This is a genomic window from Kitasatospora sp. NPDC002965 (genome assembly GCF_040611255.1).
Taxonomy (GTDB): Bacteria; Actinomycetota; Actinomycetes; order Streptomycetales; family Streptomycetaceae; genus Kitasatospora.
In genome coordinates this window covers 1-24,217 of sequence record NZ_JBEXNT010000143.1, presented here as the reverse complement: position 1 = coordinate 24,217, position 24,217 = coordinate 1, and the positions used below count along the sequence as shown (strand labels likewise).

Here is a 24,217-nt window from a genome sequence, read left to right as displayed (position 1 = left end):
AGGCCGTCGACGGCGGAGAACTGGCCGGTGACGCCGATGGCGGCGCGTACCGCCTGCGGGGCGGCCGTCAGGTCGTGGCCCGCGATCCGGGCCTGTCCGCCGTCGGCTCCGACGAGCGTGGAGAGGATCTTGACGACGGTGGTCTTTCCGGCGCCGTTCGGGCCCAGCAGGGCGAAGACCGTTCCTTCGGGGACGGCCAGGTCGATGCCGTCGAGCACGGTCTTGTCGCCGTAGGACTTGCGCAGCCCGTTCGCCGCGATGGCCAGGTCGGTCATGTCGATGCTCCTTAGAGGCTGCGGGCGGTGATGTCGCCGTGGCCGGTGGTCGCGTGGACGGTCAGGTCGGCGGCGCCGTCGGCGTTCCGGAGTGCGTTGTGGATCCGGCCGTGGCCGGTGCCGGCGTCCAGGGCGGCGGAGACTCCGGGGGCGGCGCCGACCTCGATCCCGCCGGCCTCGGTGCGCAGCGTGACGGTGCCCCGGACGGCCTCGGTGATCCGGATGGCGCCCTTGCGGGTGCTGATCTCGGCGGGGCCGCCGAGGCGGGTGACCGAGATGTCGCCGGCGAGGAGGGTGAGGTGGGCGCCGGCGGTCTCGTCGAGTTCGACCGAGCCGTGGGAGAGCTCGACGGTGACGTCGCCGAGGCGTCCGGTGCCGCGGAGTTCGGCGGTGGCGGCCTTGGCGTCGACGCGGGAGCCGGCGGGCAGGTGAACGGTCACCTCGACGTGGCCGGAGGAGCCGAGGAGCCGGTTGTCGGCCGAGGTCCGGATCCGCAGGGCGCCGTCGGCGTACTCGACGGTGGTCTGCTCGGCGGCCTTCACGTCGCGGCTCTTCGAGGGGTCGGAGGGGAGGATCGCGACCGTGGTGTCGGCCCGGTCGGCGGCGATGAGCCGGATGCGTCCTGCGGGGATGTCGAGGACGGTGGCGACCGGGGCGGGGGTGTCGAACTTCTGCATGATGCTGTCCTTCGGCTTGTCGTTTCTGACGATGGAAAAGCTACGTTGCTTTCCAAGTCTCGGCAACAAGCTCGTTGCGCAGAAATCCTATTTGCGCAGGTGGAAGCCTTTAGATCGTTGCGAAGGCTTCGAATCAAATGCAACGATCACCAGCGGGTGCGTTGCAATGATTTGGATGTGAACGCTATGCTTGGGCATCACCGACCATGAAGGAGGCCGCGATGCCGGGAGGCAGGCTCACCCAGCAGGAACGCCAGCAGATCGCGTCGGGGGTGGCCGACGGGCTCGCCTACGCGGAGATCGCCAGGCGCCTCGACCGTCCCACCTCGACCGTCACGCGCGAGGTGATGCGCAACGGCGGCCCCACCGCCTACCGGGCCGACCTGGCCCACCGCGCCACCGAGCGCCGGGCCCACCGGCGCACGCCGACCGCCCCCCGGGGCGCGCAGGAGCCCGCGCAGGCCCACGGCCGCGACGCCGAGGCGGTGCGCGAGTACGAGGAGACGTTCACCACCGTCCTGATGGCTTCGGGCATGCCCAAGATGATGTCGCGGGTGATGGCCTGTCTCACCCTCACCGACACGGGCAGCCTCACCGCGTCCGAACTCGCCCAGCGCCTCCAGGTCAGCCCGGCGTCCGTCTCCAAGGCGGTCACGTTCCTCGACAGCCAGGGCCTCGTCCGCCGGGAGCGCGACGAACGCCGGCGCGAGCGCTACGTCGTCGACGACGACGTCTGGTACCAGACGATGATCGCCAGCGCCCGCGCCACCGCCCAACTCGTCGAGATCGCACGGCAGGGTGTCGGCATCCTCGGCGCCGACACCCCGGCCGCGGCGCGCCTGGAGAACATCGCCCGCTTCGTCGACTTCGTCAGCGAGAGCATCACCCGGGCCGCCGAGCAGGCCCGCGAGATCCTCCACACGCGGGTCGAGCCGGGGGCGGGCGGTAAGGCCTGAGGGCCCGTCCCGCGCCGCACGGCCCGGCCGGTGTCGAGCGGGCCGGCCGGTCGGCCCTCGGTGAACCGCACGGAACGCGGGGAGCCGCGGCCGGCCGGCGGTGCGCCTGCGGCTCCCGTCCGGTCCGACGCTCCCGCGGCGGGTCCGGCGGGGCGGGCGGATCGCCCCCGTGGCCGCACCGCAGCTTGCCCGGCGGACAAGCTCTAGTGGACGCAGAACTCGTTGCCCTCGGGGTCCTGCATGACGACCCACGAACCGGCGGGCTCGTCGACGCGGGTGAGGACGGTGGCGCCGAGGCCCCGGAGGCGCTCGACGGCGTCGTCGCGGGTGCCGGGCTCCGGATGCACGTCGAGGTGGAGGCGGTTCTTGCCCTGCTTCGGTTCGGGGACCTGCTGGAAGAGGAGGCGGCGGCCGAGCCCGGTGTCGGTGGCCGGGTCGTGCGGGTCCTCGGGGTGGCGGACGGCGGCCAGGGTGCGCCAGGCGTGGCGGCCCCCGACCTCGGTGACGAGGTCGGGGCCGGCGGCTCCGGCGGCCAGCAGGCGGTCGATCAGGGCGCTGTGGTCCTCGACCGTGTAGTCGAGGGCGGCGGCCCAGAAGGCGGCCTGGCGGTGCGGGTCGGCACAGTCGATGACGAGCTTCCAGTGCAGTGGCATGTAACCGGTTATACCGGTAATCCAGGGTGACGGGCAATCACCGTTCGGCGCGGGGTGTCAAAAAGGTGGCCGTGTAGGGCAGTTGGTGGAGGGAATACTGGCTGGACGGAGAGCGGGGAGGGGGATCGGCTGATGGTGCGAGAAGACCCGCCGGCGGGGGTGGAGGCGCAGTTGCTGCCGGAGCTGTTCCGGACGGCGGACCAGGCGTCCCTGGAGGGGCAGCAGCAGACACTGCGCTGGTACCGGGGCCTGATCGGGATGCTGGTGCTCGCGGCCGCGGTCGGGGCGCTGCCCGGTCCGGACGATCCGGACGAGGGCAGCATCGTCCCGCTCTTCTCGGTGGTGGCGTTCCTGATCGCGGGCTATTTCTGGTCACGGCTTCGCCGAAGCAACCCGCAGGGGCGGTGGTACGAGGCGCGGGCGGCGGCCGAGTCGGTGAAGACGCTGGCCTGGAAGTACTCCGTACGGGCCGGGCCGTTCGAGGGTGACGCGGATTCGGCCGACGTCGACCGGGGCTACCTGCTCCAGATGGAGGACGTGCTGCGGGCGTTCGAGGACCCGGAGATCGTGCCGCCGGGGACGGCGGCCGAGATCACGCCGGAGATGCGCCGGGTGCGGGCGGAGTCGCTGACGGCCCGGCGGACGCTGTACCTGCGCACCCGGGTGGAGGGGCAGCGGACGTGGTACCGCTCGCGGGCCGAGTCCTGCGAGTCGCAGGCGGTCACCTGGGGGCTGGGCATCGCGACGCTGATCATCATCGGCGCCGCCGCGGCGATCGCGCAGGCGACCGGCGCGCTGCAGGTGCACGTCTTCGGGGCGAGCTCGGCGGCGGCCGCGTCGATCATCGCCTGGACCCAGCTGAAGCAGCTCCGCCCGCTGGCGGCCGCGTACCAGCTGGCGGCGCGCGAGCTGGAGAACGTCGGCAACCAGCTCTCCGACCTCGACGTGCGGGCTCCGGACGCCGAGCAGCGCTGGGCCCGGCTGGCGGCCGAGGCGGAGGACGCGGTGTCGCGCGAGCACACCACCTGGCGTGCGCGCCGGGCCTTCCCGCGCTGACGGGGCCGCCGGCCGGACGGACGCGGGAGGCGCGGGAGGCAGGAGAGGGGCGAGGGGCCCGGCCGTGTCGGCGGCGGGCCCCGTCGGCGTGCGCGGGCGGCGGTCCGGCGGGGTCGCCGGTGCGGTCAGGAGTCCAGGGGCGCTAGACCGAACGGGTGGCCGGCCGGGTCGATCAGGACCTTGAGCGTCCGGCCGTGCTGGTGCGTGGGCTCGGTCGCGCCGAGGGCCAGCGCGCGGGCGGTGGTCGCCTCCAGGTCGTCGACGTAGAAGTCCAGGTGGAAGTGCTTGCCGCCGTCCGGCTCGGTCCAGGGCTCCGGCCGGTAGCCGTTGACGCGCCCGAAGCCGAGCGGGCTGCCGCCCTCCGGGTTGTCCAGGATCGCGAACTGCTCGTCCACGTGCCGCGTCTCCCACCCGAGCAGCTCACCGTAGAAGGCGGCCAGCGCGACCGGGTCGGCGCAGTCGATGGTGACCATGGCGAGCCGGGCGAAGCCGGTGTCGTTCTGCTCGGTGGCGAGGTCGGACATGGTCGGCCCTTCTCCTGAGGGATGGGTGGGTACCCGTGCTTCCAGCATCGCGCTCGGCGCGGCCCACGGCACGGCGGACCGGACCGCGAGCCGGCCCCGGGCGGGGTGGTGGACGGCAGGCGGGCGGACGGGCGGGCGGGAAACCGGTTTTCTTTAGCGAGAGTAATGACGTAGGCTAAGGACATGCCCGAGATGTCCGAGCAGGACCTCGTAGCCATCAGTCAGCTGCGATCGTCCGCCATGCGCCTCTCCCGTCGCCTGCGTCACCAGCGGGTCGAGGAGTCGCTCAGCCCTACCGAGATCGGAGTGCTGGGCACCCTCGCACGGTGCGGGAAGGCCACACCGGGTGAGCTCGCCCGGAAGGAGCACGTACAGCCGCCCTCGATGACCAGGATCGTCGCGATGCTGGAGGAGAAGGGCCTCGTGCGGCGCGAGCCGCACCCGGAGGACCGCCGTCAGGTGGTCGTCAGCAGTACCGAACAGGCCGAGACGATCCTGGCGGAGAGCCGAAGCCGCCGGAACGCCTGGCTCGCCGAGCTCGCCGAGGGGCTCGACGAGGAGGAATGGGCCGTCCTCCGCGAGGCCGCGCCCGTGCTCTACAAGCTCGCACACCTCTAGGCACCGCCGTTCCGGTCAGCCGCCGGAGGACGAAGGAGAACCGCATCACCGCAGGACCGACCACCGAAACCAGGAGCGCGACGGCCATGCCACGGGCCGTCGCGCCGCGAGGGGAGACCACCGTGACACCGCCGGCCGCAGCCAGCGCCGCCATCCGTACCGACGACCACCGGACCGCCGACCCCGCCGCAGCGGGCGCCGCGGCAGCCGACGCCCAGGCACCCGCCCCGACGGGGCTGCCGGGCAACGGCGACGACGACCCCGACGAACGCACCGCGGCGGAGGACCCCGCCGCTCCCGGCCGCGCCCACCCGGCGCCCGCCGCCACCCCTCCCGCGGCGCGCCCCGCGCGGCCCCTCTCCGAGGCCACGCCTCCCACGGCGGAGGCCGACGCACCGGCCGGTGACCGTTTCACCCGGCCCGGGGGGATGTTCTCCTCCCTGCGCGTCCGCAACTACCGCTACTACTTCGCCGGTCAGGTGGTGTCCAACACCGGTACCTGGATGCAGCGGATCGCCCAGGACTGGCTGGTGCTCAGCCTCACCGGCAGCCCGCTCGCCGTCGGCATCACCACCGCCATGCAGTTCCTGCCGATGCTGCTGCTCGGCCTGTTCGGCGGGGTGCTCGCGGACCGGATGCCCAAGCGCCGGCTGCTGATCTTCACCCAGGGGGCGATGGGCCTGCTCGCCGCCGGCCTCGCCGTGCTGACCGTCGGCGGCGTCGTGACCCCGTACTACGTGTACGTCTTCGCGCTGCTGCTCGGCCTGGTCACCGTGGTGGACAACCCGACCCGGCAGGCCTTCGTCTCCGAGATGGTCGGCCCGAAGGACCTCGCCAACGCGGTCAGCCTGAACGCCGCCAACTTCCAGACCGCCCGGCTGGTCGGCCCCGCCGTGGCGGGCCTGCTGATCGCCGCGGTCGGCAGCGGCTGGGCGTTCGCGGTGAACGCGCTCTCCTTCGCCGCCGTGATCGGCGGGCTGCTCGCCATGCGGCCGGGCGAACTGCGCCCGACCGCGCCGATCGCCCGTGAGAAGGGCCAGCTGCGCGAGGGCCTGCGGTACGTGAAGGAGCGGCCGGAACTGCTCTGGCCCATGGTGCTGGCCGGGTTCATCGGCACCTTCGGCTTCAACTTCCCGACGCTGCTCTCCGGCTTCGCGACCGACACCTTCCACGTCGGCGCAGGGCAGTACGGCCTGCTGAACACCGCGATGGCGGTCGGCTCGCTGACCGGCGCGCTGATCGCGGCCCGGCGCGGCGCGCCCAGGCTGCGCCGGCTGGTGGGCGCCGCGCTGGCCTTCGGCCTGCTGGAGGTGGTGGCCGCGTTCGCGCCCGGCTACTGGACCTTCGCCGCGCTGCTCACCCTGATCGGCGTGTTCGGGCTGAGCTTCAACACCTCGGTCAACGCCGCGCTCCAGCTGGCCACCGAGCCCGCGATGCGCGGCCGGGTGATGGGCCTGCTGGTGCTGGTGTTCACCGGTGGCACGCCGATCGGCGCGCCGATCGTCGGCTGGGTCACCGCCTCGTACGGGCCCCGGCTCGGGCTGCTGGCCTGTGGACTGGTCTCGGCCCTGGCGGCCGGTGTGGTCGGCCTGGTGCTGGCCCGCAGCGCCGACCTGCGGCTCCGCTTCGCCCTGCACCCGGGGCACGGCGGCCGGGTGGTGGCCCTCGTGCCGCGCACCGCGGCGCCGGCCAAGTCCGAGCTCGCCGCCGCCTGCTGACGCCGCACCGGCCCGGACCCCGCGGAGGGGGGCCGGGCCGGCGGCGGACGGGTCCGGGCGGCGGAGGGGTCCGGGCGGAGGGAGCCGGGCCGGGGCGGGCGCCGTCCGGCGGGCTCGTGCCGGGCCGGCGGCTCAGACCCTGATCGCGAGGATCTGGCCCTGCCAGGGGCCGGCCGGCTGCTCGACCTCGAAGGACTCCGTCTCGGTGAAGCCGAGCGCCCGGTACCGGCCGACCAGCTTGCGGTCGCCCCCGGCGAAGCAGTCCACCCGGAGCAGGCCGATGCCCCGGCGGCGGGCCTCCTCGATCGCGTCGGCGATCAGCGCGGCGCCGATCCCCGAGCCCTTCCGGGACCGGTCGGTCACCAGGTTGCGGATGTACACCTCGGGCTCGTCCACCGGGGTGGCGTAGTCGGGCCGCTCCTCGGAGAGGACGCAGGAGCCGACCGCCCGGCCGTCGTCGGCCACCGCGAGCCGGATCAGGTACGGCTCGGCGCCGTACTTCGCGATGTGCTCCACCCTGGCCGGGGTGCCGCTGAACGAGTGACTGCCCCACTGCCGCGTCCGGCCCTGGGAGGCGAGCCAGGCGACGGCGCCGTCGAGCAGGGCGAGGATGTCGGGGATGTCCTCGGGACCCCCGTTACGGATCTTCATGAAAACCGTTCTAGCCCAAACCGTCGTGCGCGGGAAGATGGCCCCATGAGGCTCTTTGTGGCGGTGCTGCCGCCGGTGGAGGCATTGCAGGGGCTGGTCGACGCGGTGGCGCCGGTGCGCGAGCTGCCCGGGGCCGACCGGCTCCGCTGGACGGCGGTCGAGGGCTGGCACCTGACGCTGGCGTTCCTCGGTGAGGTGCCGGTCGAGCGGGTGCCGGAGCTCGAAACGGGTCTGGCCGGGGTGGCCGAGGTGCACGCGGCGCACCCGCTGCGGCTGGCCGGCGCCGGCCGGTTCGGGGACCGGGTGCTCTGGGCCGGGGTGGAGGGCCGGACCTGGGCGCTGCGCCGGCTGGCCGAGGCGGTGAACGACGCCACCGCCGGGGTGGTGGGTGAGGTGGACGCGTTCAGCTTCCACCCGCATCTGACCCTGGCCCGGGCCGGCTCGACGCGCGGGCACCGGCGGGCGGTGCAGCGGGTGGCGGCGGCGGAGCTGGACGGGCTGGCGCTGGCGCTCGGGGAGTACCGGGGGCCGGAGTGGGAGGCCGCCGAGCTGCACCTGATGAAGAGCGAGCAGGACGGCGGGTTCGCGCACTACGAGACGGTCCGCTCCTGGCCGCTGGCCCGCTGGAGCTGAGAGCCGGCCCGCGGGCCCGGTTCCCACAGGCCCGGTTCCCGCGGGCCCGGTTCCCACAGGCCGGGGCGGGCCGGAACCGGGCGGGCCGGGGCAGGCCGGAACCGGGCCTACCGGGGTCCTAGGGGCCCGGTCAGGGCCACACGCGCATCGCGTCGGCGGCGACCCGCTCCAGCTCGGCGCGGGTCGCGCCGTCGCGGGCGCGCTGCGACATGCCCTGGACCACGGTCGCGGTGAACTGGGCCAGCGCCGCCGGGTCGGCCCCGGCGGGCTCGTGCCCGGCCGCGACGTCGGCGCGGATCAGCGACTCCAGGGCCCGGACGTTGGCGTTGCGCAGCGCCCGGACGGCCTCGACCACCTCCGGCGAGGTGCAGTTGACCGTCGAGCTGATCAGCAGGCAGCCCCACGGGTGGTCGGGGTCGGTGGCCTCGGCGGCGGCCTCGCGCAGCATCCGGGCCACCCCCGCCCGGGCGGTGGGCTCCTCGGCGAGCGCGCGGGCGGAGTAGGCGCCGTGGCTCTCCCGGTAGCGGGCGACCACCTCGTCGAAGAGCGCGCGCTTGTCGCCGAAGGCGGCGTAGAGGCTCGGCGGGCGGATGCCCATGACGGCGGTGAGGTCGGCGACCGAGGTCGCCTCGTAGCCGCGTTCCCAGAACAGCCGCAACGCCTGCTCCAGGGCGGCCTCGCGGTCGAAGGAGCGGGGCCGGCCGCGCTGCGCGGCGCCGGCCCGGGCGCCGGTGGTCGGTGCGGCGCCCGCTCCCGTCGTGGTGGTGCCGCTCTTCGCGCTGCTCGTCGTCGCCATGGGGAGATTCTATATCGACCACTACAGAAGGCGTGCTACGGTTCCTTTCATTAGCGATCGCTACATAAATGGGAGGGCATGGCCATGGGGACGTCGACGGGCAGGCTGGCGGGGAGGACGGCGCTGGTCACGGGCGGCAGCCGGGGCATCGGGCGGGGGATCGCCGAGCGGCTGGGGCGGGACGGCGCCCTGGTCGCCGTCCACTACGGACGGAACGCGGCGGCGGCCGAGGAGGTCGTCAAGACGATCGAGCACGCCGGCGGCCGGGCCTTCGCGGTCGGTGCCGAGCTGGGCGTCCCCGGCGACGCCGAAGCGCTCTGGGCCGCCTTCGACGCGGGGCTGGCAGGGCAGAGGGCGGCGGGGGAAGGGGCAGAAGGCCGGGGGCCGGCCGGGCAGGGGGCGGCGGGCAGCCTGGACATCCTGGTCAACAACGCCGGGATCGGCCAGTACGGGCGGATCCACGAGGTGGCCGAGGCCGACTTCGACAAGGTGTTCGCGGTCAACGCGCGGGCGCCGTTCTTCGTCGTCCGGCACGGCCTGGAGCGGCTGCGCGACGGCGGCCGGATCGTCAACGTCTCCTCCGGCGTCACCCGGGTGGCGTTCCCGACGGCGATCGCCTACGCGATGACCAAGGGGGCGCTGAACACCCTGACGCTCACCCTCGCCGAGGAGCTGGGACCGCGCGGGATCACCGTCAACGCGGTGCTGCCGGGCGTGGTCGCCACGGACGTCAACCCCTGGCTGGACGACCCGCGGGCGCGCGCCCGGGTCGCCGCCTACTCGGCCTTCGACCGGGTCGGCGAGGCGTCCGACGTCGCGGACGTCGTCGCGTTCCTCGCCTCCGACGACGCCCGCTGGGTCACCGGCCAGAACCTGGACGCGAGCGGGGGGTCCAACCTCGGCGTCTGACCGCCGGCGGGCCGGGGGTACGCTCGTTGACCGTGGATCCCAAGACTCGTATGCGTATCGTGACCGGAGCCCTGGTGCTGCTGCTGGTCGTCGTGCTGATCAGCTCACTGGTCGGCCAGTAGCGTCCCCGGCGAGGGGGCCGCAGACGTCCCCGGAGAACGGGAAGGGCCACCGCCCGGAGGCGGTGGCCCTTCGTCCGTCGTGCCGACCGGTCGGGATCAGAGCTGTCCGACCACGTAGTCGATGCAGGCGGTGAGCGCCTCGACGTCGGCCGGGTCGACGGCCGGGAACATCGCGACGCGCAGCTGGTTGCGGCCCAGCTTGCGGTACGGCTCGGTGTCGACGATGCCGTTGGCACGCAGTGCCTTGGCGACGGCGGCGGCATCCACGGCGTCGTCGAAGTCGATCGTGCCGACCACCTGCGAACGCTCGTCCGGGTTCGCCACGAACGGGCTGGCGAACGAGGACTTCTCGGCCCAGCCGTACAGGCGGGACGAGGAATCAGCCGTACGGGCGACGGCCCAGTCGAGCCCGCCGTTGCCGTTGAGCCACTCCAGCTGGTCGGCCAGGAGGAACAGGGTGGCGATCGACGGGGTGTTGTACGTCTGGTCCTTCGACGAGTTGTCGATGGCCGTCGGCAGGTCGAAGAACGGCGGGATGTAGCGGCCGGAGCCGGCGATCTCGGCGGCGCGCTCCAGCGCGGCCGGGGAGAAGGTCGCCAGCCAGAGACCGCCCTCGGCGGCGAAGGACTTCTGCGGGGCGAAGTAGTAGACGTCGGTCTCGGTGATGTCCACCGGCAGGCCGCCGGCACCCGAGGTGGCGTCCACCAGGACCAGCGAGCCCTGGTCGCCGCCGGCCGGACGCGCGATGGGCATCGCGACACCGGTCGAGGTCTCGTTGTGGGTGAGCGCGTAGACGTCCACGCCGGCCTCGGCGACCGGCAGCGGGTGGGTGCCCGGGGCGGTCTTGATCACGCTCGGCTCGGCGAGCCACGGCGCGGCCTTGACCGAGGAGGCGAACTTGGACGAGAACTCACCGAAGTCGAGGTGCTGGGACTTCTCCCGCACCAGGCCGAAAGCCGCGATGTCCCAGAAGGCGGTGGACCCGCCGTTGCCGAGGACCACCTCGTACCCCTCGGGGAGGGAGAAGAGGCTGCTCACGCCCTCGCGCACGCGCTTGACCAGGTTCTTGACCGGGGCCTGGCGGTGCGAGGTGCCGAGCAGGGAGGTCTCGGTGGCGGCGAGGGCACTCAGGGCCTCGGGGCGCACCTTGGACGGGCCGCAGCCGAAACGGCCGTCTGCGGGCTTGATGTCAGCGGGGATCTGGATCTGAGCCACGGGCGGCAGCCTACCGGCCGGGTCGACCGGGAATCGACGGGAGTCCGCCCGCTGAGATGCGATCTTCCCGGCCGCGAGCTGCGGAAACAGCGGGTCCGGTCGGTACCGGACCCGCTGTTTCACAGGGGCTCAGTTCAGGGCGGTCGGGGTGGCCGGGGGGCGTGCAGGGCGCGCGGTGCACGCGGGGCGCGGAGTGCCCCGCACCGTGAGCGGCGGAATCAGCCGGCCCGGCGGCTCGGCGGCCCGGTGACCTGGTGGCCCGGCGGCCCGGTGGCCCGGCGGACTCAGCGGGCGATGGCCTCGTAGCCCTCGATGTCGTGGGGGCTGCGCGGGTTGGGGCCGATGTAGCGCGCAGCGGGGCGCACGAGCCGGCCCGTGCGCTTCTGCTCCAGGATGTGCGCCGACCAGCCGGCGGTCCGGGCACAGGTGAACATCGAGGTGAACATGTGTGCGGGGACCTCGGCGAAGTCCAGCATGATGGCGGCCCAGAACTCGACGTTGGTGGCCAGCACGCGGTCCGGACGGCGGTTGTGCAGCTCCTCCAGCGCGGCCTTCTCCAGCGCCTCGGCGACCTCGAAGCGCGGCGCGCCGAGCTCCTTGGCGGTGCGGCGCAGCACGCGGGCACGCGGGTCCTCGGCGCGGTAGACGCGGTGGCCGAAGCCCATCAGGCGCTCGCCCTTGTCCAGCGCGTTCTTGACCCAGGTGGTGGCGTCGCCGGTGCGCTCGATCTCCTCGATCATGCCGAGCACCCGGGACGGCGCGCCGCCGTGCAGCGGGCCGGACATCGCGCCGACCGCGCCGGAGAGGGCGGCCGCGACGTCGGCGCCGGTCGAGGCGATGACGCGGGCGGTGAAGGTGGAGGCGTTCATGCCGTGCTCGGCGGCGGACGTCCAGTAGGCGTCGATGGCCTTGACGTGCTTCGGGTCGGGCTCGCCCCGCCAGCGGATCATGAACCGCTCGACGACCGTCTCGGCCTTGTCGATCTCGCTCTGCGGGACCATCGGCAGACCCTGGCCGCGGGCGGACTGGGCCACGTAGGAGAGGGCCATGACGGCGGCGCGCGCGAGGTCGTCGCGGGCCTGCTCGGCGTCGATGTCCAGCAGCGGCTTGAGGCCCCAGACCGGGGCGAGCATGGCGAGGGCGGACTGCACGTCCACCCGGATGTCGCCGGAGTGGACGGGGATCGGGAAGGGTTCGGCGGCCGGCAGGCCGGGGTTGAACTTGCCGTCGACCAGCAGGCCCCAGACATGGCCGAAGGAGACGTGGCCGACCAGGTCGTCGATGTCGACGCCTCGGTACCGCAGGGCGCCGCCTTCACGGTCGGGTTCGGCGATCTCGCTCTCGAAAGCGACGACACCTTCGAGCCCGGGTACGAAGTCGGACATGCACGGCTCCTTCAGTTCTGCGATCGGCGGGCCGCCGTGGTGGGGAGGCACGCCTGTGACCGAATGGTGGTTGGCACTCGGTGCCAGGGTGACAGGCACGGGGTGCATTACGCCATACACCACCGTGCTGATGTTTTCCGGGGGCCCGCTTGACTTTTCGCCCGAAGACCGGTCGTGTCCGGCGAATCTCCGGAACCGCGGCCCAGATTCCGGACAAATCACCGTACGACGGGCGGCCGAACGGTGGCGAGTCACCTTATCTCCCACCGGGGTTTGTCCGGAGGTAGCGGTGCCGGTTGCTTGTCGTACGGGATGATGTTGACGTGCAGACCCCGGACCGCGCCCAGTCGACGCCCCTGACCCCCGTCACCCGGATCCTGGCCGACGAGGCCCGCCCCGGACCGGACCTCACCGTGATGCGCAAGCACTACGCGCACGAGGGGCTGGTCGAGGAGCGGCTCGCCGCGGAGCCGGTCGCCCAGTTCACCCGGTGGTTCCACGACGCGGACGAGGCCGGGGTGGTGGAGCCCAACGCCATGGTGCTCTCCACCGCCGACGCCGAGGGGCGGCCCGGCTCGCGGACGGTCCTGCTCAAGGGGTTCGACGCCCGCGGCTTCGTCTTCTTCACCAACTACGGCTCGCGCAAGGGCACCGAGCTGGCCGCCAATCCGCACGCGGCGCTGCTCTTCCCGTGGATCGCGCTGGCCCGCCAGGTGATCGTCCAGGGCCGGGTGGAGAAGGTCGGCCGGGACGAGACCGCCGCCTACTTCCGGACGCGCCCGCACGGCTCGCAGCTCGGCGCCTGGGCCAGCGAGCAGTCCAGCCCGGTCGCCTCCCGCGAGGTGCTGGAGCAGCGGTACGCGGAGCTGGAGCGGCGCTACCCGGAGGGCGAGGGGGTGCCGGTGCCGCCGTTCTGGGGCGGCTACCGGGTGGTGCCGGAGATCGTCGAGTTCTGGCAGGGCCGGGAGAACCGGCTGCACGACCGGCTGCGCTACCTGGCCGACCCGGCCGCGCCGACCGGCTGGCGGGTGGAGCGGCTCTGCCCGTGAAGCCTGGCGCGGCGCCCGCAGCGGAACTGATGGCCCGTCAAGATCAGGTGTAGGATGCGCGTCGCAGGCCGGGCCTCCGGCCCGGCCGCCGGCCCCCGGGCCGAGACGATCGAGTGAGGGACTGATGGGCGTCACCGGCGCGGAAACCGCCTCTGGGCTCGGCTCTGACCTGGTCGACGTCACCGCCCTGCCGCTCGGCGAGCTCGACGCGCTGCCCGACACCGTGCTCGGCGAACTCCTGCGCCGGGTCGTCGCGGACGCCCTGGCCCCCGGTGCGGAGCCCTTCGCGGCCTTCCAGTCCGCGCTGTAGCCGTCCCGGTTCCCGCCGCGGTCGTCCCGTTCCTCGCGGTCGGGTTTGCCGACTCGCCCGCGCGACCGGTGGAGTTCGCGACATGCTGGGTATGACACCAGCGCAGGCGCGGCACAGTCAGGTCCGGGGGATGTCATGCGACCGTACTTCTTCTTCAGTTACGCGCGTCGCGACTACGAGGCCGAGGACGCCTTCGTCGACCAGTTCTTCAACGACCTGAGGGACGAGCTCGGCCTGATCGAGCCCGCCGCCGGCGCCGACGAGATCGCCTACCGGGACACCGAGCGGCTGCGCCTCGGCGACAACTGGGAGCAGCAGCTGGCCCGCATGCTGGCCCGCTGCCGGACCATGGTGGCGCTCTACTCCCCGGCCTACTTCGCGAGCCTCTACTGCGGCAAGGAGTGGACGGCCTTCCGCGGCCGGGTCCGCCGGCACGAGGAGCTGGCCGGTGACGTCGTCCCGGCGCTCGTCCCGGTGCTCTGGGAGTCCCTGCCGGACGCGCTGCCCGACGAGGTCCTGAAGATCCAGTACGTCCAGCAGGGCATGGGCGAGACCTACGTCCGCTCGGGCCTTCGCGACCTGCTGCGCACGGACCCGCTCGGCGCCGAGTACCGGCAGGTGGTGCGGGTGGTGGCCGAGCGGATCAGGGACGCCGCCGCCCGCCGGCTCACCGAGCTGCCCGACTTCGACCTCGGCGCCGTCCGCGGCTACTTCCCGGTGGCGCCCGCCGTGCGGCCCGCGCCCACGGCCGGGATGGTCCGGCTCTTCGTCGCCGCGGGGCGGGCCTCCGACCCGCCGCCCGGCCGGGGCGCGGAACGGGCGCCCGACGGCGCGGTCCCCGGTCAGGCCGGGCCCGGTGCCGCCCCCGCCCAGCCCGGACCCGCCCGCCGGGGCGGCTGGTACGGCGCCAAACCCTGGCACTGGGCCCCGTACCATCCGCCGACCCACCCGTCCCTGGTGGTCCGGGCCCAGCAGGTGATCACCGCGGCCGGGCACACCACCACCCTGGAGGAGGTCGCCCCCGGCCTCGGCGAGTGGCTCGACCGGGCCCGTGAGGACAACCAGGTGAGCGTGCTGCTGGTGGACCCGTGGGTGGCCGGCAGCGACGCCTACCGGACGGCGCTGCGCGAGTACGACGAGCAGAACCACCCGGTCACCGGGGTGATGGTCCCGGTCGGCAGCGGCGACCCGGCCGCCGGCCCGGAGCGTGACGCGCTCTGGGCCGGCGTGCGCGGCGTGTTCCGCCGGAGCTGGCTGCGCCGGAGCGACCCGGAGCAGTTGTTCCGCGTCGCGGTGCCCCGGGAGAGCTTCGACAACCAGCTCACCATCATGGTGACGGTCGCTCAGAACAAGCTCATGGACGACAACTTCGATTGGGGGGACGATGGCGACGGTGCCGTCTTCGGCCTCGGTCCGGGCGGTGCGGAGGCCGGTCCGGCGATGCCCGGGCTGGCCGTGCCGGCGTGGCCACCGGGCCCGCGCCGCAGCCCGGACGGCGCGGCAGTGCCGCTGAAGGGGGATCAGGACGATGTTCGCTGAGCCCGGCCTGGAGCCGGAGCGGACCGGACCGGGAACGGTCGTCACCTTCTACTCCTTCAAGGGCGGCACCGGCAGAACCATGGCCCTGGCCAACGTCGGCTGGATCCTGGCCAGCCGCGGCCTGCGCGTCCTCGTGGTCGACTGGGACCTGGAGGCGCCCGGCCTGCACCGCTACTACCACCCGCTGCTGGTCGACCCGGAGCTGCACGCCACCGACGGCCTGATCGACCTGCTGCGCGCCTACGTCAAGCAGGCGCTGCCCTCCGCGGTGGGGCCGGCCGGCCTCGCCCCCGGTGCCTGGCTGGACGAGCCGGGCCGGCTCGACGCCTACATCTGCGGACTCGCGCTCGACCTGCCGGACGGCGGCCGCCTCGACTTCCTGCCCGCCGGCCGGCAGAACGCCGCGTACCCCGCCGCCGTGACCAGCTTCAACTGGCGCAGCTTCTACCACGGCCGGGACATCCGGGGCGGAGAGTTCCTGCGCGAGCTGCGCGAACGCTGGGCGCTGGCCTACGACTACGTGCTGATCGACAGCCGCACCGGGGTCAGCGACACCTCCGGCATCTGCACCGTGCTGATGCCCGACACCGTCGTCGACTGCTTCACCTTCAGCGCCCAGAACATCCGCGGCGGGGTCGACGCCGCGCGCACCATCGCCGAGGCCGAGGAGCGGGCGATCCGGGTGCTGCCCGTCCCGATGCGGGTCGAGGACGCCGAACAGGAGCGGCTGGAGGCCGGCCGGGACTACGCCCGCGAGGCCTTCGCCCCCTACCTCGGCCGCTGGCTCCCGGCCGACCGCCGGGTCGGCTACTGGAGCGACGTCGAAGTCCCCTACAAGCCCTTCTACGCGTACGAGGAGGTGCCCGCCACCGTCGCCGACCGACCGCAGGAGGCGCGCAGCCTGCTCAACGCCTTCGAACGGCTGGCCGCCTGGATCACCGACGGCCGGGTCCGCACGCTGCGCCCGCTCACCGGCGAGGCCCGCCGCCGGCTGTACGGCGCCTACCTGCGCTCCACCCGCACCACGCCCCGCCAGGTGTACGTCAGCTACGCCCCCGAGGACCGGATGTGGGCCGAGTGGGCCGCGGCCACCCTCACCGGCTTCGGCTACCAGACCTCGCTGCACAACGCCGCGGAGACGCACACCGGGCCGCCCCCGGAGGCCGCCGGCCCGCTGGACGGGCAGGGCCGGATGCTCGCCCTGCTCTCGCCCGAGTACACCGCGCTGGCCCGCGCCGCCGAGGCCTGGCAGCTGCTCGGCGGGCGCGATCCGGTCAGCGGTTCACCGCTGCTGGTCGCGCTGCGGCTCCAGGGCTCGGACGAGCCGGTGCCCCGCCCGTTCGTCGGCCCGGCCGCGCCCGACCTCGTCCGCTCCTCCGCCCTGCTCGCGGAGTCCCAGCTCTACAACGAGCTCGGTCCGCCGCCCGGTTCGAGCCGCCAACCGGACACCGACAGCGGCGAGTTCGCCACTCCTGCACGCTTCCCCGGGGCCGCGCCGCGGATCCAGGAGGTGCCCTCGCGCAACGCCTCCTTCACCGGTCGCGGCCGGCTCCTCGAACTGCTCCGCAACCGCTTCACCGCCGGGTCCGCCGCCGTCCTCAGCCAGGTGCTGTACGGCTTCGGCGGCGCGGGCAAGTCGCAGATCGCGGCCGAGTACGCGCACCGCTTCAAGGCCGCCTACGACGTCGTCTGGTGGGTGCCCGCCGAGGAACCCGCCAACATCCCGCAGAAGCTCGCCGAGCTGGCGCCCCGGCTCGGGGTGGAGAGCAGCGACGACGTCGCGCACACCGCCGCCGCCGTGCTCGACGCGCTGCGCCGCGGCCAGCCCCACGGGCGCTGGCTGCTGGTCTACGACAACGCCGGCACCCCCGACGAGCTCGCGCCCTGGCTGCCGGCCGGCCCCTCCGGCGGCCACGTGCTGATCACCTCCCGCAACCAGGGCTGGTCCAAGCACGCCGGGCTGGCGGAGGTCGACGTGTTCCTCCGGGAGGAGAGCATCCGGCTGCTGCGCCGCTTCAACACCGGTCTCGCCCCCGCCGACGCCGACCAGGTCGCCGACCGGCTCGGCGACCTCCCGCTCGCCATCGGGCAGGCCGCCGTCTGGCTGCAGGAGACCTCGATGCCGTTCTCCACCTACCTGGAACTGCTCGACGACGCCCTCACCGAGATGCTGGAGCGCACCCGGCTCCGCCCCGCCGAGTACCCGCACTCCGCCGCCGCGACCTGGCGGATCTCGGTGGAGGAGCTGCGCGGCGTCAACGCGCCGGCCGCCCAGATCCTGGAGATCTGTGCCTTCTTCGGCCCGGACGCCATCCCGATGCGGCTGCTCTACAGCCGGCCGGTGACCCACGCCCTGCGCCTGCCGCCCCGCGCGCCCCGCGACAAGCTGGCGATCGGCGAGTTCCTGCGCGCGATCAACCGGTACGGCCTGGCCCGTACCGACCAGGGCAGCGGGACCATCACCGTGCACCGGCTGGTCCAGGCGGTGCTCCGCGACCAGGTGGACGGGCACGAGCGGTCCGAGATCCGGGGCGTGGTGCACGCCGCGCTCGCCGCCGCCAACCCCGGCGAGCCCGACGTCCCCGCCAACTGGCCGCAGTACGCCGCCCTGCTGCCCCACCTCTGGCCGTCCGCCGCGACCGGGAGCGCCGACGAGGACGTCCGGCAGTGGATCATCGACTCGGTGCGCTACCAGTGGAAGCGCAGCCTGCACGAGTCCGGCCGCGAGCTCGCCGAGCGCACCCTGGAGCACTGGCGGCGGCCCGGCTTCGGCGGCCCCGGCTTCGACGCCGACAACGACGCGCAGACCCTGATGCTGCGCACCCAGCTCAGCAACATCCGCCGCTCCCAGGGCGCCCTGCACGAGGCGTACGCGATGGACAAGGACATCCTGGAGCGGTTCACCGCCACCCTCGGGCCGGAGCACTCCCACACCCTCGCCGTCGCCAACAGCCTCGGCGCCGACCTGCGCTCGCTCGGCCGCTACCGGGAGGCCCGGGCGCTGGACCGCCGGACGCTGGACGCGGCCCGGCGCACGCTCGGACCCGACCACCCGCGCACCCTCATGATCACCAACAACCTGGCCGTCTCCGACTACCTCGCGGGGGACCGCCGGGCCGCCCTGGAACGCCACCGCAGCAACTACCTCCAGCAGCGGGAGGCGCTCGGGGCGCACAGCCTCTACGCGCTCTCCTCGGCCTCCAACTACGCCCGCGACCTGCGCGAGACCGGCCGGCTGCGGGAGGCGCTGGACCTGCTGGAGGAGACCGTCCGGATCTACCAGCAGACCATCGGCGACGGCCACACCGACACCCTGCGCGCCCGCAAGAACCTCGCCGTCGCGCTGCGCCGGGCCGGCCGCTACAACGAGGCGCTGGAGATCGACGAGGACATCTACCAGCGCTACCTCGACATCAACGGGCCCGAGCACCCCGACACCCTGGCCGCCGCGACCAACCTGGCCAGCGACCTCAACGCGCTCGGCGACACCGACCGGGCCATCCAGCTCGCCGAGCGGGCCCTCGCCCGGTACCGGGACTACCTCGGGGAGGACCACCCGGTCACCCTGGCCGGCGCCAACAACCTCTCCGTCTACCTCCGGCTCGCCGGCCGCGGCCAGGAGGCCCGCGAGCTCTCCGGGCGGACGCTGGACCAGTTCCGGGCCGTCCTCGGCGACGGGCACCTCTACATCCCGATCGCGATGATGAACCACGCCAACGACCTGGTGCTGGTGGGGGAGCCCGCCGCCGCCCTCGCCCTGGAGGAGGAGGCCCGGCCGCTCATGGTCGAGACCCTCGGCCCGGACCACTACGACGCCATCGGCATCGGTTCCAACCTCGCGCTCTCGCTCGCCGCCGCGGGCGAACGGGAGCGCGCGGCCCAGTTGCGCGCCGACTGCGCCCGGCGGGCGCGGCGCACCCTGGGGGACGAACACCCGACGACCGTGGCGGTCCTGGCGGGCCTGCGGCTGGACTCGGACATCGAGCCGCCGTCCGTGTGACGGACCGTCGGATCGCCTGCGGGTCGCGGACGCCGCGGCGCTAGGCTCGCCTCCATGGTGCCGTTCCGGCAGTATCTGCTGAAGATCCACAGTCGGTGCAACCTGGCCTGTGACTACTGCTACATGTACGAGGCGGCGGACCAGAGTTGGCGTGACCGGCCGCGGCGGATGGCGATCGGGACGGTCCGGCGGACGGCCCGCCGGATCGCCGAGCACACGGAGCGCCACGGGCTCGACGAGGTCGGCGTGATCCTGCACGGCGGCGAGCCGCTGCTCGTCGGTGCGGACCATCTCGAAGCCCTGCTGGCGGAGTTGACGGCCTGCGCGCCACGCGTCCGGTTCAGCCTGCAGACCAACGGACTGCGGCTGCTCACCGAGCCCGCGCTGTGGGAGGTGTTGCACCGGCACCGTGTCGGCGTCGGCGTCTCGCTGGACGGCGCGCCCGCCGATCACGACCGGCACCGGCGGTTCCGCTCCGGCGCGGGCAGCTGGGAACGCACGGCGGCGGCGGTCCGACTGCTGGGGTCCGCCGAGCACCGGGAGCTGTTCGCCGGACTGCTCTGCGTGGTGGACCTCGCCGCCGACCCCGTGGCCACCTACGAGGCCCTGCTGGAGTTCGCGCCGCCCCGGGTCGACCTGCTGCTGCCGCACGGCACCTGGGAGGCCCAGCCGCCCGGACTGCGGCGGACGGCGCCCCCGGCCCCGCCGGGCCCGGCCGGGGACGACGGACCGACGCCGTACGCGCGGTGGCTGATCGCCGCCTTCGACCGCTGGTACGGCGCGCCGCGCCGGGAGACCGGCGTACGGCTCTTCGAGGAGCTCGCCGTGCTGCTGCTCGGCGGGCGGGCCGCCAGCGAGGCCGTCGGCCTGGCCCCGGTGGACCTGGTGGTGGTCGAGACGGACGGCGCGATCGAGCAGGCGGACAGCCTCAAGGCCGCGTACGACGGTGCGCCCGGGACGGGCCTGGACGTGTGGCGCCACGACTTCGCGACCGCCGCCGCCCACCCGGCCTTCCGGGCCCGTCAGCGCGGCTTGGCCGGGCTCGGCCCGGTCTGCGCCGCCTGTCCGCTGGCGACGGTCTGCGGCGGCGGCCTCTACGCCCACCGCTACGGCGACGGGCACTTCGGGCGGCCCTCGGTGTACTGCGCGGACCTGGCCCGGCTGATCCACCACATCGCGGGGCGGCTGCGGCAGGACGTGGCAGGGCTGGGCCGTGCGCCGGTGTCGGGAGCGGTGTCGGGAGCGGTGGCGGGTACGACGGGTCGAGGAGGCCGGTGATGGGTGCGACGACGGGCGCGCATGCGGTGGGCGGCTCTGCCGGGGTGGGTGGGCCGGCGCCCGGGGTGCCCGCCGCCAGGGGAGGGGCCGGGCTGCCCCGGCACGGGGTGGACGCGGAGACCTTCCGGGCGCTCGCCGCCGCGCGCGGCGGGACCGGGGCCGTCCGGCTGCTGCGGGCCGGGCAGGTGAGCAAGCGGGCGCTGCTGCTGCTCGCCCTGCGGCGGGCGCTCCCGGCGGCCGACGGCGGCTTCGCGGCTGCCTACGAGGAACTCGCGGAGCTCCGCGGGAGCGACCGGGAGCGCTGGGAACAGGTCCTGCTGCGACCGGAGTTGGACGCGTGGGCGGCCGACTGCCTGCGCGCCCTGGCGGCCGGCGGGGCCACCGGGGGCGGAGCCCCGCTCGGCGCGCTGGGGGAGTTCGTCCGGGGCGGGCCGGCCGGCGAGCCCGTCCCGTTGGAGTGCGACGGGCTGCGTTGGACCCCGCTGCTCGATCACACCGGCCCGCGCCGGGCCTGCTACGGGCGGCCCGTGACGGGGCCGCTCGGATCCGCCGAACTCGCCTCCTGGGGAGTGATGCTGGCCGGAGCGTGGGAGATCCTGGTGCGCCGCCACCGCACGCACGCCGAGGCGGTGGCCGCCTGCGTCACCACCCTCGTGCCGCTGCTGCCGGCGCCGGACGGGTCGGCGGTCAGCGGCGCCGCCCGGCGCGCGCACGGCGCGGTGGCGGCCTCCCTCCCGGCCGAGCCGGTGCTGCTGGCGCTGGCCCTGGTGCACGAGTTCCTGCACGTCCAACTCGGCGCCCTGATGGACCTGGTGCCGCTCCACCGGCCGAACGGGGCCGCCGTCCACCACGCCCCCTGGCGGCAGGACCTGCGGCCGGCGGGCGCTCTGCTCCAGGGCGCCTACGCGCACCTGGGCGTCACGGACTTCTGGCGGGCCGAGCTCGCGGCCGGCGCGCCGGACCGGGACCGGGCCGAGCGCGAGCACGTCCGGTGGCGGGTGCACACCGGGGCCGCCCTGCGCACCCTGGCGGGGAGCGGCGAACTCACGGCCGCCGGCGACGCGTTCGTGGCGGAGATGGCGCGGGTGGTGCGCGCGTTCGAGTGACCGGGTGGGGGCGTGGGGCCGCCCCCGGTCGCGGCGCGGCTCCGGGGCGGCCCGGGCCCCGTCCGCGGCGGCCCCGCGGGCGGGGCGAGAGGTCCCGGGGCGTAGGAATCGGCGGGCGCGCGACCGCTGGACGGGTGAATTTCCGGGGTGCAGGGGCCCGGCACCTGGGTCGACGCCGATTCGTGCGATGCGAGGTACCGCGCCGGGCCTCCCCAGCCACTACATTGATCGAGCGAGTGGAGTACCCACTGTCGGCAGGTTCTAACCGCGCCAGAAGGAACGAATATGACACCGGTAACCAGCACCAGGCCAGGCACCGAACTGACGATCCCTCAGGACAAGGTCGAGCGCCTCTCGCTCGCCGATCTGTCCGCACTCGGTGCGGAGGAACTCGCCGCCCGTCTGCGTCGCGCCCTGCCGGGGGCGGACTCCGGACTGGTGCCGGTAGCCGCCTTCAATTCCTCGATCTGACCGACCCGACCCCCCTCCGGGCCGGCTGCCCTCCGAGCGAATCCGACCGAATCCGATGCCGCTAACTCCGGTGCCGCTGACGCAATTCGTCGTCAAGGTGCACAGCCGATGCGACCTGGCCTGCGACCACTGCTACGTCTACGAGCACGCGGACACCAGCTGGCGCGGGCGCCCCAGGGCCATCGGCGACCAGGTCCTGGTCAAGGCCGCCGAACGTGTCGGCGAGCACGCGGCCACGCATCGGCTGCCGTCCGTCCGGGTCGTCCTGCACGGGGGGGAACCCCTGCTGGCCGGCCCGGAACGGCTGCGGCGCGCCGCCGAGGAGTTCCGGGCGGCCCTGCCGCCCGGCTGCTCCCTCGACCTGCGGATCCACACCAACGGTGTGCTCCTGAGCCCCGCCTTCTGCGACCTCTTCGCCGAACTGGACGTCAGGGTCGGGATCTCGCTGGACGGCGACCGTGCCGCCAACGACCGCCACCGGCGCTACGCCGACGGCCGCTCCAGCCACCCGCAGGTGCTCCGCGCGGTGGCGCTCCTCCGCCGACCCGAGTACCGGCACCTCTACGCCGGCCTGCTCTGCACCGTCGACGTCGAGAACGACCCGGTCGCCGTCTACCAGGCGCTCGCCGAACTCGAACCCCCGGCCGTCGACTTCCTGCTCCCGCACGCCACCTGGGAGCAGCCGCCGAAGCGCCCCGCCGGACGTGGTCCGGCCCCGTACGCGGACTGGCTGCTCACCGTCTACGACCACTGGGAGGCGGACGGCCGCCCGTTCGCCGTCCGGACCTTCGACTCCGTCCACCGCACCCGGCACGGACTCTCCAGCCTCACCGAGTCCCTCGGTCTGGAACCCTCCGCCCTGGTGGTCCTGGAGACCGACGGCACCTTCGAGCAGGCCGACAGCCTGAAGACCGCGTACGACGGAGCCCCCGCCACCGGGTTGGACGTCTTCACCCACAGCCTCGACGAGGTCGCCCTCCACCCCGGGATGGCCGCCCGGCAGACCGGCCTGGCCGGACTCGGCGCGACCTGCCGGGCCTGTCCGGTGGTCCGCTCCTGCGGGGGTGGTCTGTACGCCCACCGGTACGGCGGCGGCAGCTTCGACCACCCGTCCGTCTACTGCGGGGACCTCATGAACCTGATCAACGGCATCGCCGACCGGTCCGACGGCCCTGGCCGTCCGGGTGGTCCCGACCGCCCTGGCGGTCCCGGCGCCACCGTCCCCGCGGCCCTGCCGGTGCAGGCCGGCGCGCCGGAGGTGCCGGCCGGGCTCACCGCGGCGCAGCTCGACGAGCTGGCCCGCGGCCACGGCGGAGCGGACACCGTCCGCGCCCTGAACCGTTCCCAACTCGCCATCACACGCGCGATGCTGGCCGCCGTTCGGAGCACCTCCGGGCTGGCCCGCTCGGCCGCCTGGGAGCTGCTCGCCGAGCTCGACTCGGCCGCGCCCGCCGCGGTGGACGCGGTGCTCGCCCACCCCTACGCCCGCGCGTGGGCCGCCCGGCGGCTGGGCGGCGACCCGGCCGCCGGGCTCGGGCCGCTGGCCGGGCTGGCCGCCGCCGCCGCGGTCCGGGCCGGGCGCGGGGACGCCGTCGCCGTCCCGCTCCGGGACGGCGCGCTGCACCTGCCCACGCTCGGCCGGCTGGACCTCGGTGCGGGGGCCCGCGAAGCGGTGGTCACCGGCGAGGCGCGGGGGTTCGCCGTCCGCGCCGACGACGGTTCGTCCGCCCGCCCCGGTGAGGGGGACCCGCGCTGGCGGCCGGTCCGCCGGGTCGCGCTGGCCGGTGGTTGGACGCTCGCCCTGGAGGACGTCGACCCGCAGCGGGACAGCCACCAGTGGCCGGTCGCCGACCGGTTGGACGATCCCGAGCTCACGGCCTGGAGCTGGGCGCTGCGGGAGGCCGTCGAACTGCTGGACCGCGACCTCCCCGAGTACGCCGTCGGCCTGCGGGCCGGCCTGACCACCGTCACCCCGTTGCGTCCGGGCCCGCCCGGCAGGGACGTCAGTGCCGCCGCCCGGCAGGCCTTCGGCGCGGTCGGGATCGCCCGCCCGGCGACCGCGCCCACCCTCGCGCTCCTGCTGGCGCACGAGTTCCAGCACGTCAAGCTGGGTGCGGTGCTCGACCGGGCGGACCTCTACGACCCGGCCGACACGGGGCTGTACGACGCTCCCTGGCGGCCCGACCCGCGCCCGTTGGAGGGGCTGTTCCAGGGCACCTACGCCCATCTCGCGGTGACGGCGTACTGGGGGACGAGGGTCCGGGCCCACGACGGTC

Annotated in this window: 22 protein-coding genes; 14 read left to right on the top strand and 8 right to left on the bottom strand. The window is 74.3% G+C overall.

Translation table 11 applies throughout. The features are described 5' to 3' along the window. Both ABZY91_RS35525 and ABZY91_RS35520 read right to left on the bottom strand, forming a co-directional pair. Positions 1 to 275 (bottom strand): ATP-binding cassette domain-containing protein (locus tag ABZY91_RS35525; protein ID WP_355407552.1); only part of this gene is annotated, 275 nt, incomplete at its 3' end. 11 nt (positions 276 to 286) lie between these two features. Continuing rightward, positions 287 to 952 carry a DUF4097 family beta strand repeat-containing protein gene (locus ABZY91_RS35520; protein ID WP_355407550.1) on the bottom strand — a complete coding sequence of 222 codons (666 nt, stop codon included), beginning with the start codon at positions 950 to 952 and terminating at the stop codon, positions 287 to 289. Between the two features lie 221 nt (positions 953 to 1,173). On the opposite strand from ABZY91_RS35520, the gene ABZY91_RS35515 reads away from it, so the two are divergent. Continuing rightward, on the top strand, positions 1,174 to 1,908 hold the full coding sequence (locus ABZY91_RS35515) for a helix-turn-helix domain-containing protein (protein ID WP_355407548.1): 735 nt from the start codon (positions 1,174 to 1,176) through the stop codon (positions 1,906 to 1,908). 203 nt (positions 1,909 to 2,111) lie between these two features. On the opposite strand, the gene ABZY91_RS35510 is transcribed toward ABZY91_RS35515, so the two are convergent. Continuing rightward, the gene (locus ABZY91_RS35510) at positions 2,112 to 2,561 is read right to left on the bottom strand and encodes a VOC family protein (RefSeq protein WP_355407546.1); all 450 of its coding nucleotides are present in this window, start codon (positions 2,559 to 2,561) and stop codon (positions 2,112 to 2,114) included. Between the two features lie 132 nt (positions 2,562 to 2,693). Here ABZY91_RS35510 and ABZY91_RS35505 point away from each other — a divergent pair, with 132 nt between their 5' ends. Next, positions 2,694 to 3,617: a DUF4231 domain-containing protein gene (locus ABZY91_RS35505; protein WP_355407544.1), complete on the top strand. Its 924-nt coding sequence runs from the start codon at positions 2,694 to 2,696 to the stop codon at positions 3,615 to 3,617. A gap of 125 nt (positions 3,618 to 3,742) precedes the next feature. On the opposite strand, the gene ABZY91_RS35500 is transcribed toward ABZY91_RS35505, so the two are convergent. Next, a complete protein-coding gene (locus ABZY91_RS35500; protein WP_355407542.1) occupies positions 3,743 to 4,141 on the bottom strand; it encodes a VOC family protein in 399 nt (132 codons plus the stop codon). 183 nt (positions 4,142 to 4,324) lie between these two features. Here ABZY91_RS35500 and ABZY91_RS35495 point away from each other — a divergent pair, with 183 nt between their 5' ends. Then, complete coding sequence (locus ABZY91_RS35495; RefSeq protein ID WP_329883249.1) at positions 4,325 to 4,759, top strand: MarR family transcriptional regulator; 435 nt, start codon at positions 4,325 to 4,327, stop codon at positions 4,757 to 4,759. A 428-nt stretch (positions 4,760 to 5,187) separates the two neighbouring features. Then, a complete protein-coding gene (locus ABZY91_RS35490; protein WP_329953012.1) occupies positions 5,188 to 6,477 on the top strand; it encodes an MFS transporter in 1,290 nt (429 codons plus the stop codon). 132 nt (positions 6,478 to 6,609) lie between these two features. Here the strand turns inward: ABZY91_RS35490 and ABZY91_RS35485 are convergent, their stop codons facing one another. Further along, positions 6,610 to 7,128 (bottom strand): GNAT family N-acetyltransferase, encoded by a 519-nt coding sequence (locus ABZY91_RS35485; protein ID WP_355407540.1) that lies wholly within the window; start codon positions 7,126 to 7,128, stop codon positions 6,610 to 6,612. Between the two features lie 45 nt (positions 7,129 to 7,173). Between ABZY91_RS35485 and thpR the strand changes: the two genes are divergently transcribed. After that, a complete protein-coding gene (thpR, locus tag ABZY91_RS35480; protein WP_329883251.1) occupies positions 7,174 to 7,761 on the top strand; it encodes an RNA 2',3'-cyclic phosphodiesterase in 588 nt (195 codons plus the stop codon). Positions 7,762 to 7,891: 130 nt separating this feature from the next. Here the strand turns inward: thpR and ABZY91_RS35475 are convergent, their stop codons facing one another. Further along, positions 7,892 to 8,557 carry a TetR/AcrR family transcriptional regulator gene (locus ABZY91_RS35475; protein ID WP_355407538.1) on the bottom strand — a complete coding sequence of 222 codons (666 nt, stop codon included), beginning with the start codon at positions 8,555 to 8,557 and terminating at the stop codon, positions 7,892 to 7,894. Positions 8,558 to 8,641: 84 nt separating this feature from the next. Here ABZY91_RS35475 and ABZY91_RS35470 point away from each other — a divergent pair, with 84 nt between their 5' ends. After that, on the top strand, positions 8,642 to 9,466 hold the full coding sequence (locus ABZY91_RS35470) for an SDR family oxidoreductase (protein WP_329952940.1): 825 nt from the start codon (positions 8,642 to 8,644) through the stop codon (positions 9,464 to 9,466). Positions 9,467 to 9,684: 218 nt separating this feature from the next. Here the strand turns inward: ABZY91_RS35470 and serC are convergent, their stop codons facing one another. Together serC and ABZY91_RS35460 are read right to left on the bottom strand one after the other, a co-directional pair. Further along, the gene (gene serC, locus ABZY91_RS35465; protein WP_329883254.1) at positions 9,685 to 10,803 is read right to left on the bottom strand and encodes a phosphoserine transaminase; all 1,119 of its coding nucleotides are present in this window, start codon (positions 10,801 to 10,803) and stop codon (positions 9,685 to 9,687) included. Positions 10,804 to 11,087: 284 nt separating this feature from the next. Next, a complete protein-coding gene (locus ABZY91_RS35460) occupies positions 11,088 to 12,188 on the bottom strand; it encodes a citrate synthase 2 (RefSeq protein WP_329883255.1) in 1,101 nt (366 codons plus the stop codon). Between the two features lie 416 nt (positions 12,189 to 12,604). Between ABZY91_RS35460 and pdxH the strand changes: the two genes are divergently transcribed. From pdxH to ABZY91_RS35420, 8 genes are all read left to right on the top strand, one after another. Next, entirely contained in the window at positions 12,605 to 13,237 is a 633-nt protein-coding gene (gene pdxH / locus ABZY91_RS35455; protein WP_329883362.1) for a pyridoxamine 5'-phosphate oxidase, read from the top strand. 124 nt (positions 13,238 to 13,361) lie between these two features. Next, entirely contained in the window at positions 13,362 to 13,547 is a 186-nt protein-coding gene (gene fxsA / locus ABZY91_RS35450) for an FxSxx-COOH cyclophane-containing RiPP peptide (RefSeq protein ID WP_329952942.1), read from the top strand. A 135-nt stretch (positions 13,548 to 13,682) separates the two neighbouring features. Continuing rightward, positions 13,683 to 15,086 (top strand): TIR-like protein FxsC, encoded by a 1,404-nt coding sequence (locus ABZY91_RS35445; RefSeq protein ID WP_355407535.1) that lies wholly within the window; start codon positions 13,683 to 13,685, stop codon positions 15,084 to 15,086. Then, positions 15,076 to 19,086, top strand: a complete 4,011-nt coding sequence (fxsT, locus tag ABZY91_RS35440; RefSeq protein ID WP_355407533.1) for an FxSxx-COOH system tetratricopeptide repeat protein — start codon at positions 15,076 to 15,078, stop codon at positions 19,084 to 19,086. The genes ABZY91_RS35445 and fxsT overlap by 11 nt, the downstream gene beginning before the upstream one ends. A gap of 54 nt (positions 19,087 to 19,140) precedes the next feature. Next, complete coding sequence (locus tag ABZY91_RS35435) at positions 19,141 to 20,364, top strand: FxsB family cyclophane-forming radical SAM/SPASM peptide maturase (RefSeq protein WP_355407531.1); 1,224 nt, start codon at positions 19,141 to 19,143, stop codon at positions 20,362 to 20,364. Then, positions 20,364 to 21,470, top strand: a complete 1,107-nt coding sequence (locus tag ABZY91_RS35430) for an HEXXH motif-containing putative peptide modification protein (RefSeq protein WP_355407529.1) — start codon at positions 20,364 to 20,366, stop codon at positions 21,468 to 21,470. Before ABZY91_RS35435 ends, ABZY91_RS35430 begins: the two co-directional genes overlap by 1 nt. Positions 21,471 to 21,755: 285 nt before the next feature. After that, positions 21,756 to 21,941 carry an FxSxx-COOH cyclophane-containing RiPP peptide gene (gene fxsA / locus ABZY91_RS35425; RefSeq protein WP_355407527.1) on the top strand — a complete coding sequence of 62 codons (186 nt, stop codon included), beginning with the start codon at positions 21,756 to 21,758 and terminating at the stop codon, positions 21,939 to 21,941. A gap of 70 nt (positions 21,942 to 22,011) precedes the next feature. Next, positions 22,012 to 24,217 (top strand): FxsB family cyclophane-forming radical SAM/SPASM peptide maturase (locus tag ABZY91_RS35420; protein ID WP_355407525.1); only part of this gene is annotated, 2,206 nt, incomplete at its 3' end.